We start from the raw sequence: 19953 nt of genomic DNA, 5'->3' as shown, positions 1-19953 counted from the left end.
GGTGATGGAGACGTGTCCTCGATGCCTGGCACCGACCGTGGAGATGTGTCCGCGATGTCCGGGGTTGACGGTGGGGGCGGGTCCTCGGCGTACGGCACTGACCGTGGAGGCGTGCCGCGTACGTCTGACACCGACCGTGGAGGCGTGTCCCCGGTGTCCGGGATCGGCCGTGGAGGCGTGCCGCGGGCGTTCGGGTCGGGGCATGGAGGCGCTGGCCGGACGGTTGGTGCCGACGGCGGAAGGGAGTCGTGGATGTCCCGCCGGGTCGTCATCTCAGTCGTGATCGCCAACGTACTGGTCATCGCCGTGGTCGGCTGGCTGTGGTTGCGTCCCGACGACCCCCGTCCCGCCGTTTTCCACGCCGAGCCCACCTCCGCCTTCTACGCCGCCATCGACACCCGCCAGGCCGACGCCGCCCCGTTGACTTTGCAAGAGGTCTTCGCCCCGGCCACCCGAACTCTGGGCACCATGACCCTGGCCGGGACACAGCAGTTCACCGACTGCGAGGAGGTCCTCTGGGGTGCCTCGGCCGACGGTTGCACGCAGGCCCTCCAGGCCACCTATCGGGGGAGCGCGACGGTGGGCCAGTTCGTCATCTTCAACATGAGCGACGGGCGGGCGGCGGACGCGCTGGTGTCGGCACTCGGCAAGGACGGGTTCGTACGGCAGGGCATCATGTTCGACGCCGTCGGCAGCCGCGCCCAGGCTCGGGCGATGGGCCACTATGTGACCGTGAGCTGGGCCGGTGGTCAGGCCACCGCTCAGGACCTGGTCGCCACCCTGGTCGCGCTGGATGGCCTCGGCCGTGTGGTCCAGGATCGGATCGTCGCCGCCACCTGAACCGCCGGATCGGCCGATAGTTCCGCGGTCACGAAGGTCACGGATGTGCCGGACGCCTTGGCGACCTCGGCCTAGGGCTGGGACTTCGGGTCGATGCCGGGTCTTCCACCCAAGGCAGCGACTTCAGGTCGAGGCTGACGACATGGGGTCAAGGCAGGGGCTTCCGGTCGAGCTGGGTCCTTCGCCCAAGGTGGGAACTTCGGGTCAAGGCGGGGACTTCGGTCGGGCTGGGTCCTCCGCCCAAGACTGAGGCTTCAGGTCAAGGCGCTGGGATCTCGGCCTGAGGTGGGCGTGAACGTCAGTCGTCAAGGGCGGTCAGGCCGAGCCGGTGGAGGTGCTCGGGGGCGGCGTCGCGTGGGACGTGGGCGTCTCCGAGGTCCTGTGGGGACTGTCTGGGGTCAGGTGGTGCCGGTGAGGGCGGAGACGGTGGTGGAGACCGCTTCCCGGAGGCCGGACAGGCGGTGGGCGGGTGCCTCCAGCGGGGTCAGGTCCTCCGACCAAGGGGCCGTCTCGCGGATGAGTGCACGGGCCTCGTTCTTGGTCAGGCTCGTGCCCTGGGCGCGGGCAAGCGCGATGAGGGCCTCGCGCCACGTGTTGGCCAGCTTGGCGTGCCCGTTGTCCAGGATTTTGCGCAGCACCGTGGCCGCGTCGCCGTCCGGCTGCGGCACGCGTACGGCGTCCAGGGTGCCGCGCGCGGTGGTCAGCTCGTAGACGGCGGACAGGGCGTCGGGCACGGGGGGAAGGTCGGATCCGAGCACGCGGACGTGAGCCGCGCGGGTGGCCAGCAGCACGCGGGGGAGGGTGGCTTCCAGGCCCGGTGGCAGCGCGACGGCCACCCGGTCCACGGCGGCTGCGTAGGGCTTCGCGAGCCATGTCGTCAGCTTGACCCGCGGCTGGGGGAGGTCCTTGGGCCAGTCGCCCACCAGGAGGTCGGGGGTGAAGTCCGCGGCCGGCCCGCCGATGCGGAGACCGGGTCCTTCCTGAGGTGAAGGGGTGCCCTCACCAGGCCTGGTGGTGGATCCGGTGGTGGATCCGGTGGTGGTTTCAGGGGCGGGTCTGGTGGTGGAGTTCGTGGTGGGTGTGGTGGTGGCCTTGGGGGTCGGGCCGGTGGTGGATTCGATGGACTGGGGGCCCTGGGTGTAGATGGCGGTGGCCGGCTGGCGGCTGAAGAGGGCGTTCACGGCAGGGCGGGTTTTGGTGGTGGGGCGCAGGATGTACAGGTCCGCGGCGGAACCGATGGCCTCCGCCCCGAAATAGCGGTTGAAGTCGGGGTATATGGCCTCGTGGACGAGGTTCAGGTCCGACAGGGCCTGCTGGACTTTGAAGGCCAGCATCGGTGTGCGCTCGCTCGCCCCGTACGCCAGCAGTACCCGCCCGTCGTCCTTCAGCCCTTCCAGGGCGCGCGCCACGAACAGGGCCGTGCCCTCCGGCGTGTACGGCGGGTCGGTGAGCGCCAGGTCGTGGTCCCTGGCCGAGGCCGGCAGGCCCAGCCGCAGGTCGGCCCAGCGGGTGCGGATGCCGAGCTGCTGCTCGTCGATGTAGGCCAGGATGCGCTCGTCGATGTCGACCACGGTGACGTCGGCCTCGGGGTGGACCAGTTTGACGGCCAGCGAGGTCAGGTCGTGGTCGCCGACGCACAGCAGGCGCGCGCCGCCGAGCCAGTACCGGGCGCCGAGCAGCAGCGCCCGCCGCAGGACCGTCTCCGGCGTGGCCGAGACGTGGTCGAGCACGTGGCGGGCGCGTGGCCCCCCGGCGATGAGGGTGGTGAGGCGTTCGAGCGCGTGGGAGTAGTGGGGGATCAGGTGGCCCACCGGATCCTCCGGCGGCGGTGCCAGCGCGAGGAGGTCCTGGTAGGCGGGGGTGTCGGTGAGCGGGACGCGGAAGGTGCCGTCCTTGTGCTCAAGGGGGAGCTCCCGCAGCAGGGCCTCGATGGTGCGGCGGGCGGTGGCCGTCTCCCTGACCAGGTCCGCCAGCGTCCACCATTGGCCGTCGCACAGGAGCATCAGGGCGTGCCGCAACCGCCTGCTGCCGGCCCCGGCCTCGTCGAGCAGGCGCTCCACCCCGTCGCGATCCATGGGGCAACCTTATCGAGCACCTGGGACGCCTCCGGTCGGCTGCCGGGGCCGCCGGTCCCCGGCGCCGAATGACGGTGAGTGTCCGGGCCGGTTCCGTGGCCGCCGCGTCCGCCGGTCCCTATGGCGGCGAGCCCGGGCCGGTTCCGTGGTGGGCGCGTCCGCCGGCTCCCTTGTGGCACGCGTCCGCCGGCTCCCTTGTGGCACGCGTCCGCCGGCTCCCTTGTGGCACGCGGGCGCCGGCTTGTGGCACGCGGGTGCCGGCGGCGCAGCCTCCGCCCCTGCGGCGGTGGCGTAAGGGTGGGTGAGAAGTCGCTCCCTGTGCCGTATATCGCAGCTCACGATCGGGAATTTCGCACCCCAGGTCCGGGGTTTGGGATAGGGAGTTCGGATGTTGGACGGAGTCGAATGTTCGCAATGCGGACGTGGCGGGCACCATTCCGGCAGGGTGCGGTAACCTCTACCCACGATATGCAGCAGGGCCAACGTCGTCCCCGCCTGTAGCGCAGTTCAGACAGACGAAGACGACGGGAGGGATTCAATGCCTGCTGCCCACCTCGGGTTCCCCGAGCCCCAGGGCCTGTACCACCCCGCCAACGAGCATGATGCCTGCGGTGTCGCCATGGTCGCCGACGTCGCGGGACGCCGTGGGCACGAGATCGTGGTCAAGGCGCTGACGGCTCTCTGCAATCTCGATCATCGGGGGGCCAAGGGTAGCGAGCCGGACACCGGCGACGGAGCCGGGATCCTGACGCAGATCCCTGATGGGTTCTATCGCGCGAGCGTGCCCTTCGCGCTGCCCGCCGGCGGCCGCTACGCCACCGGCATCGCCTTCCTGCCGAGCGACGAGGAAGCTCGTGGCATCGCCGTCGGCCTGATCGAGGAGATCGCGGCCGAGGAAGGCCTCACCGTGCTCGGCTGGCGTGAGGTGCCCGTCGACCGCGAGCTGCCCGGCCCCAGCGCCAGGGCCGTCATGCCGCATTTCGCGCAGCTGTTCGTCGCCGCCGGGGACGGGCAGGAGGGGCTGGAGCTCGACCGGTTCGCGTTCTGCCTGCGCAAGCGTGCCGAGCACGAGGCGGACGTGTACTTCCCCTCGCTGTCGGCCAGGACGATCGTCTACAAGGGCATGCTCACGCCCGACCAGGTCGAGCCGTTCTTCCCCGACCTGAGCGACGAGCGTTACGAGACCGCGATCGCGCTGGTGCACTCGCGGTTCTCCACCAACACGTTCCCGAGCTGGCCGCTGGCCCACCCCTACCGTTACGTCGCGCACAACGGCGAGATCAACACGGTCAAGGGCAACCGCAACTGGATGCGCGCCCGCGAGGCGATGCTGGCGTCCGCGGAGATCCCGGGCGATATTTCGCGACTTTTCCCCATCTGTGACCCGGATGGCAGCGACACCGCCAGCTTCGACGAGGCCCTGGAACTGCTGCACATCGGCGGCCGGAGCCTGCCGCACGCCGTCCTGATGATGATCCCGGAGGCGTGGGAGAACCACACCGAGATGGACCCGGCCCGCCGGGCCTTCTACGAGTTCCACTCCACGCTGATGGAGGCGTGGGACGGACCGGCCTCCATCACGTTCACCGACGGCACCCTGGCCGGCGCCGTGCTCGACCGCAACGGCCTGCGCCCGGGCCGCTTCTGGGTGACCGCCGACGGCCTGGTCGTGCTCGCCTCCGAGGCCGGCGTGCTCGACTTCAAGCCCGAGGACGTGGTGCGGAAGGGCCGGCTCCAGCCGGGCCGGATGTTCCTCATCGACACCGCCCGCGGCAAGATCATCGAGGACGACGAGATCAAGGCCGAGCTGGCCGCCGAACTGCCGTACGCCGACTGGCTGCACGCCGGGCTCGTACGGTTCGAGGAGCTGCCCGCCCGGCAGCGGGAGATCCCCACGCACGAGGCGCTCGTCAAGCGGCAGCAGACCTTCGGCTACACCGAGGAAGAGCTGCGCATCATCCTGTCGCCGATGGCGAAGACCGGTGCCGAGCCGATCGGCTCCATGGGCACCGACACGCCCGTCGCCGTGCTGAGCGAGAAGCCACGGCTTCTGTTCGACTACTTCACGCAGCTGTTCGCGCAGGTCACGAACCCGCCGCTGGACGCCATCCGTGAAGAGCTGGTCACGTCGCTGGCCAGCACCATCGGTCCCGAGGGCAACCTGCTCAACCCGGGGCCGAGCTCGTGCCGTCAGCTCGTGCTGCCGTACCCGGTGCTCGACAACGACGAGCTCGCCAAGATCATTCACATCAACGACGAGCACGACCTGCCGGGCTTCCGCCCGCACGTCATCAGCGGCCTGTACGAGGTCGCCGGCGGCGGCGACGCGCTCCTGCGGCGCCTGGAGGAGATCAGGGCCGAGGCGTCCGAGGCGATCGCGAACGGCGCGCGGATCATCGTGCTGTCCGACCGCGGCTCCTCCGACGCGCTGGCGCCGATCCCGGCCCTGCTGCTGACCGGCGCGGTGCACCACCACCTGATCCAGGAGAAGACCCGGACCAAGATCGGCCTCGTGATCGAGACCGGCGAGGCCCGTGAGTGCCACCACATGGCGCTGCTCATCGGCTACGGTGCCGGCGCGGTCAACCCGTACCTCGCCATCGAGACCATCGAGGACCTGGTCGACAGCGGCGCGCTGCCGATCGACAAGCGCAAGGCCGTGCGCAACCTGATCAAGGCGTACGGCAAGGGCGTCATCAAGGTCATGTCCAAGATGGGCGTGTCCACGGTGGCCTCCTACACCGGCGCGCAGATCTTCGAGGCGCTCGGCCTGGGCCAGGACGTCATCGACGCCTGCTTCGCCGGCACCACCTCGCGGCTCGGCGGCGTCGGATTCGACGTGCTGGCGACCGAGGTCGCGCAGCGGCACCGGCACGCCTACCCGCGGGCCGAGAACGCCCATCGCGGGCTCAAGATCGGTGGCGAGTACCAGTGGCGGCGCGAGGGCGAGCCGCACCTGTTCAACCCCGACACCGTCTTCAAGCTGCAGCACGCCACCAGGACCCGCCGCTACGAGATCTTCAAGGAGTACACGAATCTCGTGGACTCCCAGGCGGAGCGGCTGATGACCCTGCGCGGCCTGTTCAGGCTGCGCAAGGGCGCCTCGATCCCCATCGAGGAGGTCGAGCCGGTCGAGAGCATCGTCAAGCGGTTCTCCACGGGCGCGATGTCGTACGGCTCGATCTCGATGGAGGCGCACGAGACGCTCGCCATCGCGATGAACCGGCTCGGCGGCAAGTCCAACACCGGCGAGGGCGGCGAGGACCCCGAGCGGCTCTACGACGCCAGCCGCCGCAGCGCCATCAAGCAGGTCGCCAGCGGCCGGTTCGGGGTCACCTCCGAATACCTGGTGAACGCGGCCGACCTGCAGATCAAGATGGCCCAGGGCGCCAAGCCCGGCGAGGGAGGCCAGCTCCCCGGCCACAAGGTCTACCCGTGGATCGCCAAGACCAGGCACTCCACGCCCGGCGTCGGCCTCATCTCGCCGCCGCCGCACCACGACATCTACTCGATCGAGGACCTGGCCCAGCTCATCCACGACCTGAAGAACTCCAACCCGGAGGCCAGGGTCCACGTGAAGCTGGTCGCCGAGGTCGGCGTCGGGACGGTCGCGGCCGGCGTGTCCAAGGCGCACGCCGACGTGGTGCTCATCTCCGGGCACGACGGCGGCACCGGCGCCTCGCCGCTGACGTCGCTCAAGCACGCGGGCGCGCCGTGGGAGCTCGGCCTGGCCGAGACCCAGCAGACCCTCCTGCTGAACGACCTGCGCGACCGCATCGTCGTCCAGGTCGACGGCCAGCTCAAGACCGGTCGTGACGTGGTCATCGCCGCGCTGCTCGGCGCCGAGGAGTACGGCTTCGCCACCGCTCCGCTGGTTGTCAGCGGCTGCGTGATGATGCGGGTCTGCCACCTGGACACCTGCCCGGTGGGCGTCGCCACGCAGAACCCCGAGCTGCGCAAGCGCTTCACCGGCAAGCCCGAGTTCGTGGTGAACTTCTTCGAGTTCATCGCCGAGGAGATCCGCGAATACCTGGCCGAGCTGGGCTTCCGTACGCTCGACGAGGCGATCGGTCATGTCGAGATGCTCGACATGACCGCGGCCGAGAACCACTGGAAGGCCAGCGGCCTCGACCTGTCGCCGATCCTGCACCAGCCGGACCTGCCCGCGGGCACGGCCAAGCGCCGCGTCGTCGAGCAGGACCACGGCCTGCAGCACGCACTGGACAACACGCTGATCCAGCTCGCCGAGGGCGCTCTCCACGAGGGCACCCCGGTCACGCTGGAGCTGCCCATCCGCAACGTGAACCGCACGGTCGGCACCATGCTCGGCTACCAGGTCACCAAGCGGTACGGCGGCCAGGGCCTGCCCGAGAACACCATCGACATCGGCCTCACCGGCTCGGCGGGCAACTCGCTCGGCGCGTTCGTGCCGCGCGGGATCACGCTGAGGCTGACCGGCGACGCGAACGACTACCTCGGCAAGGGCCTGTCCGGCGGGCGGATCACCGTCAGGCCGCACGAGGAGGCGCCGCTCGACGGCCACATCATCGCCGGGAACGTCGCCCTCTACGGCGCCACGTCCGGCGAGGTGTTCGTCCGCGGCGTCGTCGGCGAGCGGTTCTGCGTGCGCAACTCCGGCGCCACCGCGGTCGTCGAAGGCGTGGGCGACCACGGCTGCGAGTACATGACCGGCGGCAGGGTCGTCGTGCTCGGCCAGACCGGGCGCAACTTCGCGGCCGGCATGTCGGGCGGCGTGGCGTACCTGCTGGATCTCAAGCCCGAGCGGGTCAACCGCGACATGGTGGCCATCGAGGCGCTGAGCGAGCAGGACGCCGAGTTCCTCAAGGAGACGGTCGAGAAGCACTTCGCGGAGACCGGCTCGCCGGTCGCCAAGCAGCTGCTCGCCGACTGGGACGCGGCGCTCGGCCGGTTCGGCAAGATCATGCCGACCGACTACAAGAGGGTGCTGGCGGCCGTCGAGGCCGCCCGCATCGAAGGCAGGGACATCGACGAGGCGGTCATGGCCGCCGCGGTTCAGGGCTAAGGGAGGCGTACCGATGGCTGACCCCAAGGGTTTTCTCACGCACGACCGGGAGCTGCCCGCGCGCCGCCCCGTGGACGTCCGCATCAGTGACTGGCGCGAGGTCTACCAGGACTTCTCGCAGGAGAAGCTGACCAAGCAGGCGGCCCGGTGCATGGACTGCGGCATCCCCTTCTGCCACAACGGCTGCCCGCTCGGGAACCTCATCCCCGAGTGGAACGACCTGGTCTACCGCACCGACTGGCGCGAGGCGATCGAGCGGCTGCACGCCACGAACAACTTCCCGGAGTTCACCGGCAGGCTCTGCCCGGCTCCGTGTGAGGCGGCGTGCGTGCTCGGCATCAACTCCGACCCCGTGGCGATCAAGCGGGTCGAGGTCGAGATCATCGACCGCGCGTTCGCCGAGGGCTGGGTCACCCCGCAGCCCCCGGCGACCAAGACCGGCAAGCGGGTCGCGGTCGTCGGCTCGGGCCCCGCGGGCCTGGCCGCCGCCCAGCAGCTCACCAGGGCCGGGCACGACGTGGTGGTGTTCGAACGGGCCGACCGCATCGGTGGTCTGCTGCGTTACGGCATCCCCGAGTTCAAGATGGAGAAGCGCCACATCGAGCGGCGCCTGGAGCAGATGCGGGCCGAGGGCACCGAGTTTCGCACCAGCGTCAACGTCGGCGTCGACGTCACCGCCGCCGAGCTGCGCGAGCAGTTCGACGCCGTGGTGCTGTCGGGCGGCGCCACCCAGTGGCGCGACCTGCCGGCGACCGGGCGCGAGCTCAAGGGCGTCTACCAGGCGATGGAATACCTGCCGCTGTCCAACAAGGTCCAGGAGGGCGACTACGACACCGCGCCCATCTCGGCCGAGGGCAAGCACGTGGTGGTGATCGGCGGCGGCGACACCGGCGCCGACTGCATCGGCACCGCGATCAGGCAGGGCGCCGCGTCCGTCACCCAGCTCGAGATCATGCCGCAGCCGCCCGGGTCCAGGCCCGGCAGCCAGCCGTGGCCGACGTTCCCCATCCTGTTCAAGATGGAGAGCGCGCACGAGGAGCTGGCGGACGGCGGCGGGGAGCGCGTCTACGCGGTCTCCACCACCGAGTTCGTCGGCGACGCCGACGGCAACGTGCGAGCGCTGCGGCTGGTCGAGGTCGAAGGGCCGCAGAACGGCTTCAAGCCGATCCCCGGCACCGAGCGGGAGATCCCGGCCGAGCTGGTCACGCTGTCCATGGGCTTCCTGGGCCCGGAGAAGGGCGCGCTGCTGCAGGACCTGGCCGAGGTCGCCGGAGACGGCTTCTACGACGCCAGGGGCAACGTCTCGCGTGACAAGACGTACATGTCCAAGGTGGACGGCGTCTTCGTGGCCGGCGACATAGGCCGCGGGCAGTCGCTCATCGTGTGGGCCATCGCCGAGGGGCGGGCCGCCGCCTCCGGCGTGGACCGGTTCCTGGTCGGGGAGACGGCACTGCCGTACCCGATCCTGCCGACCGCGCGGCCCCTGGTCTGACGTGGTGTGACCGTCCGGCCCGGCCGGACGGTCACGCGAAAAGCGCCCGCCATCATGGCGGGCGCTATTTTGCTTTTTGCACTCTCTGCAAGACTTGCAGAGAGTGCACTATATGCGTAGAGTGCAATGTATGGAGAGCCCGCAGCAGCGTCGGGACCGGCGCCGAGCAGAGCGGCGGCAGGCCATCAGGAAGGCCGCCGTGCGGCTCGCACTCGACGAAGGGCTCGAGGCCGCGACCGTGGAGGCGATCAGCGCGGCGGCCGACATCTCGCCGCGCACGTTCTTCAACTACTTCGCCACCAAGGAGGAGGCGCTCGTCCTGGGACCGATCTGGCAGCCGGAGGAGCTCGTCGACCTGCTGGCGAGCCGGCCGGCCGACGAGCCGGTCTTCCTGTCGATGCAACAGGTGATGCGCGAGCTCGCCGAACGGATGCGGCCCGTGTTCGCGGACATGCAGCCGTTCATGGAGCTGCGCGCCCGTCATCCCGAGCTCGCGGCCAGGGCCAGGGCGGCGGACGAGTCGAAGATCATGGAAACGATCATCGGCGCCGTCGGCAGCCGTCCCGGCGTCGTCAGCGGGATGCACGCGCGGATGCTCGTCATCGCGTCGTTCGGCGCGGCCATGTCGGCCATCCACGAGTCGCTGGAAGGGGGCGGCTCGGTGCAGGACCTGCTCGACGAGGCGTTCACGCTGCTCGAAAACGGGCTCTGACTCATTCAAGGAGAAAGCGGCGACCGGGGTGGCACCCCCGATCGCCGCGGAATCTTCCTGCCCTCGCGAAAGAAGCAAGGAGACAACTCAATGCTATCCACCATGGCCCCCGAGGCCCCAACTCGGCGCGGGCTCTGGGTGAGCCTGGGCTCGCTCATGCTCACCATGTTCCTGGCCGCCATCGACCAGACGGTCGTGGCGACCGCCATGCCGACCATCGTGGGCGAGCTGCACGGCCTGGAGAGCCTGTCGTGGCTGGTCACGGCGTTCGCCCTGACCTCCGGCATCGCCACGCCCCTCTACGGCAAGCTCAGCGACATGTACGGCCGCAAGAACCTCTATCTGTCGGCCATCGTGCTGTTCGTCATCGGCTCGGCCCTGTGCGGGCTCGCCCAGTCGATGGCCCAGCTCATCGCCTTCCGCGCCTTCCAGGGCATCGGCGCGGGCGGCCTCATGGTGCTGACCATGACCATCGTCGCCGACCTGGCGACCCCCCGCGAACGGGCCAAGCTCCAGGGCATCTTCGGCGCGGTCTTCGGGCTGGCCTCGATCGCCGGGCCGATCATCGGCGGCTACCTGACCGAGCACGTCTCCTGGCGCTGGATCTTCTACATCAACCTGCCGCTCGGTACGATCGCGCTGGCCGTGGCGTTCGCCGTGCTGAAGCTGCCCCGGCGCAACTCGCCGCACCGGATCGACTGGCTCGGCGCCGTGCTGATCTCCGGGCTGCTGACGTGCCTGACGCTGCTGGCCTCCTGGGGCGGCACCGTCCACGCCTGGTCCTCGCCGGTCATCGTCGGGCTCGGGGCGGGCGCGGTCGTGCTGACCGTGCTGTTCGTGCTGGTGGAGCGGGCGGCGGCCGAGCCGGTGCTGCCGCTGCGCCTCTTCCGCGACAGCACGTTCGCGATCCCGGTGGCCACCATGGTGCTGCTGGCCACCGCGATGCTGGGGGCGGCCACGTTCCTGCCGATGTTCCTGCAGCTCGCCACGGGGGCGGGGGCGGCGGACTCGGGGCTGCTGCTGCTTCCGCTGATGGGCGGCATGATCGTGTCGTCGGCGCTGGTGGGGCAGCTCGTGCACCGGTTCGGCCGGTTCAAGTGGTTCCTGGTGGCGGGCAGCGCGACGGCCGGGGTGGCCGGGCTGCTGCTGTCGACGATGGATCTGGGGACGAGCGCGTTCGTGTCGGGCTCGTACATGGTGCTGTTCGGGCTCGGGCTGGGCATGGTGATGCAGAACCTGCTGCTCGCTGTGCAGACCACCACGCCCGAGGGGGACAGGGGGGCGGCGACCTCGGCCGTCACGTTCGCCAGGGGCGTCGGCGGCGCGGTGGGCGTGGCCGTGCTGGGCGGGGTCTTCAGCGGCCGGCTCGCGCTGGGGCAGGCGGCGCTCACACCCGAGGCGATCCAGGCGCTGCCGGAGGCGGCGCGGCACGCCACGCAGCTCGCCTTCTCGGGGGCGATCACGGGGGTGTTCGCGTGGGTGGGGCCGATCCTGCTCGTCGGGGCCGCGCTGCTGTGCTGCCTGAAGGATGTACGGCTGACGCACCAGAGCTGATCCCGGCCGTCGCCCGGAACTGATCCCGGTCGGCGCGTTGCGGTCCGCTTCGGCCATCCATTGACCGAAATTTCACCACTAAGTTGCATCACTCGTCCTGTGTCGGGAAGATGCAGGTTCTGCGGCAGTCGGTGGATGGGGGAAGCATGCGGCGGGTCGCCTCTGGATTGATGGCGGTCGCCGTCGTGGCCGCGATCGCCGCCTGCTCGCCGGCCACCTCGCGGCAGCAGACCGCCACGCGGTCCCCCGGCCAGCCCGAATACCTCGTCTTCTACGCCCCGGGCCGCCAGCACGAGGCCCAGGACGCGGTCAAGCGGGCCGGCGGGACCACGGTGGGGGAGGACGCCCGGCTCGGCTACCTGCTGGCCACGGGGCGCGGCGACGCGTTCGTGGAGGGAGTGGGGGCGGACCAGGCCATCGTGGGCGTTTCCCCCGACCGGTCCATCGGCTTCGCCACGGCCCACACGGCCGGCCCCCAGGCCGCCGGCGCCGGCCGTACCGGGTCCCAGGACGCAAGCCGTACGGGATCCCAGGACGCCCGCGCCGAGTCGCAGGACGCCCGCAGCGCGTCGGGGGCCTTCCCCGACGCGTCGGCGTTCACCAAGGCCCGCGCGGGAGACCCGCTCGCAGGCCGGCAGTGGGACATGCGGATGATCGGCGCGGACCGGGCCCACGCCAAGGCCCCCGGCACCAAGCAGGTGCTGGTCGGCATCATCGACACCGGCGTGGACGGCAAGCACCCCGACATCGCCCCCAACTTCAACCGCGAGCTCAGCCGCAACTTCGTCACCGACAAGCCCAAGGACGAGTACGGCGAGAAGCTCGACGGCACCTGCGAGACCAGCGGCTGCAAGGACCCCGTGGACGTGGACGACGACGGCCACGGGACCCACGTGGCCAGCACGATCGCCTCCCCGATCAACGGCATCGGCATCGCGGGCGTCGCCCCCGGCGTCCAGATCGTGAACATCCGGGCAGGGCAGGACTCCGGCTTCTTCTTCCTCAAGCCCAGCCTCGACGCCCTCGCCTACGCCGGCGACATCGGCGTGGACGTCGTGAACATGAGCTACTTCGTCGACCCGTGGCTGTTCAACTGCGCCGCCAACAAGTCCGACACCAAGAAGCAACAGCTCGAACAGCGCGCCATCATCACCGGCATGCAGCGCGCCCTCGACTACGCCCGCAAGAAGGGCGTCACGCTCATCACCGCCCTCGGGAACGGCTCCAGCGACCTCGGCCACCCCACGCTCGACAAGCAGAGCCCCGGCTACCCGCAGGGCGACCAGAAGGAGCGCCAGGTCGACAACTCGTGCATCAACGTGCCCGCGGAGTCCGGCGGCGTCATCTCCGTCGCTGCCGTCGGCCCCTCCGGCCGCAAGGCGATCTACAGCGACTACGGCGTCGAGCAGACCGACCTGTCGGCCCCCGGCGGCGACGTGCTGGACGGTAAGGGCGCCAAGGCCACCAGGTCGATCCTGGCCGCCGCGCCCGAGCACGTGCTGCGCGCCGCGGGGCGGATCGACGCCAAGGGCAACCCCAAGGGCGTGGACGTCGTCAAGGACTGCAAGGCCGGCGCCTGCTCCTGGTACCAGTACCTGGACGGCACGTCCATGGCCGCGCCGCACGCCACCGGCGTCGCCGCCATCCTCATCAGCCGCTTCGGCAAGCCGGGCCCCGGCGGGCTGGTGCTCGACCCCGCCACCGTGGAGAAGATGCTGTTCGAGACGGCGACGCGGCGGACCTGCCCGTCGCCGCGTGCATACGTCTACAACGCGTATGGTGAGAAGGAGACGCACCAGTGCGAAGGTGCGCAATCGCGTAACGGTTTCTACGGTCGCGGCATCGTGGACGCCTGGAAGGCGGCTACCTTCGAACCATGATGTATCGCCTGGTCGCGGATGCCGCGATGGTGGTGCATTTCGTCTTTCTCGGCTACATGGCCGTCGGCGGATTCGCGGCGTGGCGGTGGCGGCGTACGATCTGGGCGCACCTCGCCGTCGTAGTCTGGGGGGTGATCTCGATCGTCACCGGCGTCGAGTGCCCGTTGACCCTCGCAGAAGACTGGGGACGCCGAAACGCCGGGCTGGCAGGGCTCCCTGCCAGCGGATTCATCGACCACTACATCGAGGGCGTGATCTACCCGGAGGAGTACACGAACTTGGCGCGTCTGGGGGTCGCCGTTCTCGTTCTGTTCTCCTACGCCGGGTACGTTCTCCGTCGTCATTGACTGCCAAGTGGTCTGTACCAATTAAGGTAGGACTCGTGACTCGTCGCGCGAAAATCGTCTGCACCCTAGGCCCCGCCACATCGTCCAAAGAACGCCTCCGCGAGCTGATCGCCGCCGGCATGGACGTGGCACGGTTCAACCTCAGCCATGGCAACCATGACCTGCACAGAGAGGTTTATGACCGGGTCAGGGAGGTGGCGGCCGACCTCGGCCGCGGTGTAGGCGTGCTCGCAGACCTGCAGGGCCCCAAGATCCGTGTCGGCACATTCGAAGAGGGTCCCGTCAGGCTGGCCTTCGGCGACGTCTTCACCATCACCACAGAAGACGTGCCAGGCGACCGCGAGCAGGTCTCCACCACCTACAAGGGGCTGCCCAACGACGTCCGCCCCGGTGACACGATCCTGGTCGACGACGGCCGCCTCGTCCTGGAGGCGACCCGCGTCGACAGCGAGCGCATCGTCACCCGCGTCGTCATCGGCGGCATGATCTCCGACAACAAGGGCCTCAACCTGCCCGGCGTCAACGTCAGCGCGCCCGCGCTGACCGACAAGGACGAGGCCGACCTGCGCTGGGCGCTGCGCACCGGCGTCGACATGATCGCCCTGTCCTTCGTCCGCCGCCCGTCCGACGCCGACGTGGTGCGCAACATCATGGAGCAGGAGGCCGTTCGCCTGCCGCTGCTCGCCAAGATCGAGAAGCCGCAGGCCGTCGACCGCCTGCCCGAGATCGTCGAGGCCTTCGACGGCATCATGGTGGCCCGCGGCGACCTCGGTGTCGAGCTGCCGCTGGAGCAGGTGCCGATCGTGCAGCGGCGCATCATCGAGCTCTGCCGCGAGAAGGCCCGCCCGGTCATCGTCGCCACGCAGATGCTCGACTCGATGATGAACGCCCCGCGCCCCACCCGCGCCGAGGCCTCCGACGTGGCCTACGCGGTCATGGACGGCGCCGACGCCGTCATGCTGTCGGGTGAGACCTCGGTGGGCAGCTACCCGATCGAGTCCGTCTCGACGATGGACCGCATCGCCTGCGCCGCCGAGAAGTCGTGGCTGCACGCCACGCACACGCTGGACCGCATGCCGGAGACCACCGGCGGCGCGATCGCGCGGGCGGCGGCCGAGGTGGGCGCCATCGTGGGGGCGAAGGCGCTGGTGGCGTTCACGATGTCGGGGGAGACGGCGCGGCGGCTGGCCCGCTACCGGTCGCCGATCCCGCTGCTGGCCTTCAGCTCCGCGGCGCACGTGCGGGGGCAGCTGTCGCTGACGTGGGGGGTGGAGACCTACCACGTGCCGTTCGTGCACCACACGGATGACATGGTGCGGCAGGTGGAGGCTTCGCTGCTGTCGTCGGGGCGGCTGGAGAAGGGCGACAAGGTGGTCATCGTGGCGGGCTCGCCTCCCGGCACCCCGGGCTCCACCAACGCCCTCCGCGTCCACACCATCGGCTCGGCGGTGTCCCACGCCCATTGAGGATTAAAGGCCTCATCTTTGGTCGGTTTGAGCCCCGCCGTCGTCGGCTGGGCCCTCCAATCAAGGACCCCATCTTGTACGGCTTCGCACGGTTGAGCCACCCGCCGTAACCGGCTGAGGGCCCTCCAGGAAACGGCCGCTGACCCGTCAGCGGCCGGTCGCCGTTACGAGCCGCCCTGTGGGCCCTGACCGTGGCCCCGGCGGACCGGGACACGACCAGGGAGCAGCCGTGAGCCACCCGCGTCACACTCGCCGGTGGCCCGGTCGGTGAGCGCCGCCTGGGGAAGGGACGCTCACCTTCTAAGCGTGGCCCGCCCGGTCAGTTGGCGTGGAGGGCGGCGTTGAGCTCGATGGTGCCGCCCTGGCGTGGGATGGCCTCCACCGCGCCCGACTGCGAGTTGCGGCGCAGCAGGATGCCGTTCGAGCCCGACAGCTCGGCCGCCTTGACCACCGTCCCGTCCGGCAGGGCGACCCTCGTGCCCGCCGTCACGTACAGGCCGGCCTCCACCACGCAGTCGTCGCCCAGCGAGATGCCGATGCCCGCGTTCGCGCCCAGCAGGCAGCGCTCGCCGATCGAGATGACCTGCTTGCCGCCGCCTGACAGCGTGCCCATGATCGAGGCGCCGCCGCCCACGTCGGAGCCGTCGCCGACCACCACGCCGGCCGACACGCGGCCCTCGATCATCGAGGCGCCCAAGGTGCCGGCGTTGAAGTTCACGAAGCCCTCGTGCATGACCGTGGTGCCGCCGGCCAGGTGGGCGCCGAGCCGTACCCGGTCGGCGTCGGCGATCCGCACGCCCGCGGGCAGCACGTAGTCCACCATCCGCGGGAACTTGTCCACCCCGTACACCGTCACCGCGCCCCTGGCCCGCAGCCGCAGGCGCGTGCGCTCGAAGTCCGGCACGGGGCAGGGGCCGAAGCTGGTCCACACGACGTTGGCGAGCAGGCCGAAGATGCCGTCCAGGTTCGCGCCGTGCGGCTTGACGAGGCGGGAGGACAGCAGGTGCAGCCGCAGGTAGACGTCGTGGGCGTCCGCGGGCGGCTCCGAGAGCTTGGAGATGCCGGTGCGCACCGCCACCACCTCCACGCCCCGCGCCGCGTCGGGGCCCGCCAGCCCGGCCAGTTCCCCGGCCGCGTCGGCGGAGAGCCGCTCGGTGCCCGTGAGGGGCGCGTCGCCCAGCTCGGGAGAGGGGAACCAGGTGTCGAGTACGGTGCCGTCGCCGGCGATGGTCGCGAGGCCGACGCCGAACGCGCCGGTGGAAGTGGGATCGATAGCAGTCACGGGCCAAAAATACCGTTTCGAGGGACGACTGAGGGCGAGCGGCTCCGCCGAAGCCGCATGGCCAGGAGCCTGGCTTGTCTCTGGCGGTGTCAGCCGGAGGGCGATCGGGCCGCATCTCCGGCGGTGTCAGCCGGGGGTGCCGTGGCCGGGCGCCTGGCGGCGCTCTGGCCGGGTCAGTCGAGGGCGCCCAGGTCGGCCGAGAGCCAGTGGTCCGGCCGCATGCGGAACGTCACCAGCACGTTCAGGTCCGAGCCCTGCACGTAACCCGACACGGCGTCGGGCGGCAGATAGCGCGACGAGATGCGGGTGAGGTCGTCCAGGGTCGTCGGGCCCGAGCGCACCACGGGCCCCTCCACGGACACGTACCGGTAGGTCGGGCTCGTCCGCTGGACCAGGATCGAGAACCGGCCCGCCTTGGCGATCAGCTTGGCCTTGATCGAGTCGCCGTCGGTCAGGAAGCGGATCTCACCGCCGGGGGTGTAGTCGTACCAGACGGGCACGTTCAGGGGCGCCCGGCCCTCGCCCGACTCGACGGCCAGGCTCGCGATGCGCGCCTCCGCCAGAAACGCCTCCCGAATCGAAACGCTCAACGGCATCCCGCCCCACCCCCGTCTGCACCGATCGTGAAACGGTCATTCCCGGTGGGAGCGTTCCCGAAAGCTTCCTCCTGCCGCTTTATGGCTGATCGTCGGCGTAAAAGGGACGGCGTTCGGCGAGCGCCGCCGCCGTGCGGACGAACGCCGCCAGCGCCCGCGACCGCGTCCGCTCCGGCCACGCCAGCACCACGGTGGTCGGCGGGGCGTCGAGCACGGGCACGCACGCCAGATCCCGCCGCAGCTGCTCCCTGACCGACTCCGGCGCCACCACGATCAACCGCCCCAGCGCGGAGAGCTGCATCAGCGTCGCCGGATCGGTGATCTCGGGATGCCGGGCCGGCCAGCAGGGCGTCGGATCGCCGTCCAGGTCTGCCTGGCGCACGAAGGCCCGATCGGCCAGCGGGTGCCCGGACCGCATGATCGCCACGCCGCCCTCCACCCGGAGCGGCTCGCTGTCGAACCCCGTCAGGTCCTCGTACGGGGAATGCAGGAACGCCACGTCGGCCCGCCCGTCGCGGAGCATCCGCGCCCGCTCCGCCACCGCGCACAGGACCAGCTCCACCTCGACGGCGTCGGGATCGGCGCGGTAGGCGTCGAGCAAAGCGGGCAGCAGGCCGCCGTCGCCGCCCGGCTTGAGCGCCACGACGAGCCGCGGCGCGGCCCGCCCCGCCCGCCGCGTGCGCTCCGTCGCCGCGGCTAGCGCGTCGAGGACCTTGGCCGCCTCCTCCGCCAGCACCTCACCCGCGGGCGTCAGCGCGATCGTGCGCCCGGAACGGTCGATGAGCGTGACCCCGAGCCGCCGCTCCAGCTTCTGGATGGCCCGGGACAGCGGCGGCTGCGCCATCCCCAGCCGTTCGGCCGCCCGCCCGAAGTGCAGCTCCTCCGCGACGGCGGCGAAGTAGGCCAGCTCGCGCGTCTCCATACCGTCAGGGTATGGGCTGAGACCCAGCCGGTGTTGGCCGCGCGCCTGCGAGCGATGGTGTGCTTCCGGCATGACGGAAAGCACTCCAGCAGAGGCCACGACGGAAAGCGCTCCAGCAGCGACCATCAAGGACAGCGCGGGGAAGACGACCGCTCTGGTGACCGGGGCGAACAAGGGGATCGGCTTCGAGGTCGCGGCGGCGCTCGCGGCCAGGGGCATGACGGTGCTGCTCGGCTCGCGCGACCGCGCGAGGGGCGAGCAGGCGGCGGCCCGGCTGCGCGCGGCGGGTGGCGACGTGCGCCCGATCGTGCTCGACGTCACCGACCCGGCCACGATCGCGGCCGCCGCCGCCGCGATCGAGGCCGCGCCGGGCCGCCTCGACGTGCTGGTCAACAACGCGGGCGTGGCCGGCCCGGTGGGCGACCCGCCCAGCGCCACCGGCCCGGCCACCGTGCGGGAGGTGCTGGAGACGAACGTCATCGGCGTCCTCATGGTCACCAACGCCCTGCTGCCCCTGCTCAGACGCTCGCCGGCGGCCCGCATCGTGAACGTCTCCAGCGGCGTCGGCTCGCTCGCGCACCACACCGATCCCGCGCACTACATGTCCGGGCTGCCGGCCTCCGCGACGTATCCGGTGTCGAAGACCGCGCTCAACCAGCTCACCGTCCAATACGCCAAGGAGCTGCGCAAGGACGGCATCCTGGTCAACGCCGCCGCTCCCGGCGCCTGCGCCACCGACTTCACCAAGGATCTGCCGTTCACGATCACGCGCAGCGCCGCGGACGGCGCGGCGATCATCGTCGAGCTCGCCACTCTCGCCCCGGGCGGCCCGACGGGCGGGTTCTTCGACGACGAGGGGATCGTGCGCTGGTGATCGGCGAGCAAAGGGCGGGAAAAGCGCAACCGCCCGGTCCGTGCTGGGCCCGGGCGGTTGGTAGGTGCCCCGGGTGGGATTCGAACCCACACTGTGCGGGTTTTGAGTCCGCCTTCTCTGCCAATTGGAATACCGGGGCAGGATCGGACTTCTCGGGATCCGTCCTCATCGCAGGGCCAAGCGTAGACCAACTCAATGGTCGGCTCGCACCGGCGTGGATCTAATCTACCGGACGTCTGTACTCTTCTGCTCGTGAGTACGCAGCGGCGAGTAGTGATCGCGGAAGACGAGGCCCTGATCCGCCTCGACCTCAAGGAGATGCTCCAGGAGGACGGCTACGTCGTCGTGGGCGAGGCCGGGGACGGCGAGCAGGCGATCCAGCTGGCCGCCGACCTGAGGCCGGACCTGGTCATCCTGGACGTGAAGATGCCCGTGCTCGACGGCATCTCCGCCGCCGAGCGCATCGTGTCCGAGCGCATCGCCCCCTGCCTCATCCTGACCGCCTTCTCCCAGCGTGACCTGGTGGAGCGGGCCAGGGACGCGGGGGCGATGGCCTACCTGGTCAAGCCGTTCACGAAGGCGGACCTGGTGCCGGCCATCGAGATGGCGGTGAGCAGGCACGAGGAGATGGTGGCGCTGGCCGCCGAGGTGTCGAGCCTGTCGGAGCGGCTGGAGACCAGGAAGCTGGTGGAGCGGGCCAAGGGTCAGCTGATGACGCAGCACGGCTGGAGCGAGCCGCAGGCGTTCAGGTGGATCCAGAAGGCGTCGATGGACCGCCGGCTGAGCATGCGCGAGGTTGCCCAGATCGTTATAGACGACCCCGGCGAGCGGACGTGAGAAAACGCATTATCAGGTGATTCGGCGCGATG

At 70.5% G+C, this 19953-nt stretch carries 14 protein-coding genes and 1 tRNA gene; 10 read left to right on the top strand and 5 right to left on the bottom strand.

What is annotated here, in order from left to right:
• The first annotated feature begins 252 nt into the window (after positions 1–252).
• The gene (locus tag ABEA43_RS54085) at positions 253–840 is read left to right on the top strand and encodes a hypothetical protein (protein WP_345574720.1); all 588 of its coding nucleotides are present in this window, start codon (positions 253–255) and stop codon (positions 838–840) included.
• A 398-nt stretch (positions 841–1238) separates the two neighbouring features.
• On the opposite strand, the gene ABEA43_RS54080 is transcribed toward ABEA43_RS54085, so the two are convergent.
• Entirely contained in the window at positions 1239–2915 is a 1677-nt protein-coding gene (locus ABEA43_RS54080; RefSeq protein WP_345574718.1) for a bis-aminopropyl spermidine synthase family protein, read from the bottom strand.
• 538 nt (positions 2916–3453) lie between these two features.
• On the opposite strand from ABEA43_RS54080, the gene gltB reads away from it, so the two are divergent.
• The 7 genes from gltB to pyk all read left to right on the top strand — a co-directional run bounded on the left by gltB (position 3454) and on the right by pyk (position 15410).
• Positions 3454–7959, top strand: a complete 4506-nt coding sequence (gene gltB, locus ABEA43_RS54075) for a glutamate synthase large subunit (RefSeq protein WP_345574716.1) — start codon at positions 3454–3456, stop codon at positions 7957–7959.
• Between the two features lie 13 nt (positions 7960–7972).
• Positions 7973–9451 carry a glutamate synthase subunit beta gene (locus ABEA43_RS54070; RefSeq protein ID WP_345574714.1) on the top strand — a complete coding sequence of 493 codons (1479 nt, stop codon included), beginning with the start codon at positions 7973–7975 and terminating at the stop codon, positions 9449–9451.
• Positions 9452–9581: 130 nt separating this feature from the next.
• Positions 9582–10163 carry a TetR/AcrR family transcriptional regulator gene (locus ABEA43_RS54065; protein WP_345574712.1) on the top strand — a complete coding sequence of 194 codons (582 nt, stop codon included), beginning with the start codon at positions 9582–9584 and terminating at the stop codon, positions 10161–10163.
• Positions 10164–10253: 90 nt separating this feature from the next.
• A complete protein-coding gene (locus tag ABEA43_RS54060; protein WP_345574710.1) occupies positions 10254–11717 on the top strand; it encodes an MDR family MFS transporter in 1464 nt (487 codons plus the stop codon).
• Positions 11718–11863: 146 nt separating this feature from the next.
• Positions 11864–13597: a S8 family peptidase gene (locus ABEA43_RS54055; RefSeq protein WP_345574708.1), complete on the top strand. Its 1734-nt coding sequence runs from the start codon at positions 11864–11866 to the stop codon at positions 13595–13597.
• Positions 13594–13944 (top strand): DUF2784 domain-containing protein, encoded by a 351-nt coding sequence (locus tag ABEA43_RS54050; RefSeq protein ID WP_345574706.1) that lies wholly within the window; start codon positions 13594–13596, stop codon positions 13942–13944. The genes ABEA43_RS54055 and ABEA43_RS54050 overlap by 4 nt, the downstream gene beginning before the upstream one ends.
• Before the next feature lie 35 nt (positions 13945–13979).
• Positions 13980–15410: a pyruvate kinase gene (gene pyk, locus ABEA43_RS54045; protein ID WP_345574704.1), complete on the top strand. Its 1431-nt coding sequence runs from the start codon at positions 13980–13982 to the stop codon at positions 15408–15410.
• Positions 15411–15729: 319 nt separating this feature from the next.
• Here pyk and dapD read toward each other — a convergent pair whose 3' ends face one another.
• The 3 genes from dapD to ABEA43_RS54030 all read right to left on the bottom strand — a co-directional run bounded on the left by dapD (position 15730) and on the right by ABEA43_RS54030 (position 18210).
• Positions 15730–16692 carry a 2,3,4,5-tetrahydropyridine-2,6-dicarboxylate N-succinyltransferase gene (gene dapD / locus ABEA43_RS54040; protein WP_345574702.1) on the bottom strand — a complete coding sequence of 321 codons (963 nt, stop codon included), beginning with the start codon at positions 16690–16692 and terminating at the stop codon, positions 15730–15732.
• Between the two features lie 173 nt (positions 16693–16865).
• Positions 16866–17288, bottom strand: a complete 423-nt coding sequence (locus ABEA43_RS54035; RefSeq protein WP_345574698.1) for a pyridoxamine 5'-phosphate oxidase family protein — start codon at positions 17286–17288, stop codon at positions 16866–16868.
• Positions 17289–17367: 79 nt separating this feature from the next.
• Positions 17368–18210, bottom strand: coding sequence for a LysR family transcriptional regulator (locus ABEA43_RS54030; RefSeq protein WP_345574696.1), 843 nt, complete (start codon positions 18208–18210; stop codon positions 17368–17370).
• 70 nt (positions 18211–18280) lie between these two features.
• Between ABEA43_RS54030 and ABEA43_RS54025 the strand changes: the two genes are divergently transcribed.
• Positions 18281–19084 (top strand): SDR family NAD(P)-dependent oxidoreductase, encoded by an 804-nt coding sequence (locus ABEA43_RS54025; RefSeq protein WP_345574694.1) that lies wholly within the window; start codon positions 18281–18283, stop codon positions 19082–19084.
• Between the two features lie 65 nt (positions 19085–19149).
• Here ABEA43_RS54025 and ABEA43_RS54020 read toward each other — a convergent pair.
• A tRNA-Leu gene (locus ABEA43_RS54020) sits at positions 19150–19223 on the bottom strand.
• A gap of 113 nt (positions 19224–19336) precedes the next feature.
• On the opposite strand from ABEA43_RS54020, the gene ABEA43_RS54015 reads away from it, so the two are divergent.
• Positions 19337–19921: an ANTAR domain-containing response regulator gene (locus tag ABEA43_RS54015; protein ID WP_425570604.1), complete on the top strand. Its 585-nt coding sequence runs from the start codon at positions 19337–19339 to the stop codon at positions 19919–19921.
• Positions 19922–19953: the final 32 nt, after the last annotated feature.

This window comes from Nonomuraea rosea, from assembly GCF_039539705.1.
Classification (GTDB): Bacteria; Actinomycetota; Actinomycetes; order Streptosporangiales; family Streptosporangiaceae; genus Nonomuraea; species Nonomuraea rosea.
This window is presented reverse-complemented; position numbering and strand designations above follow the sequence as displayed.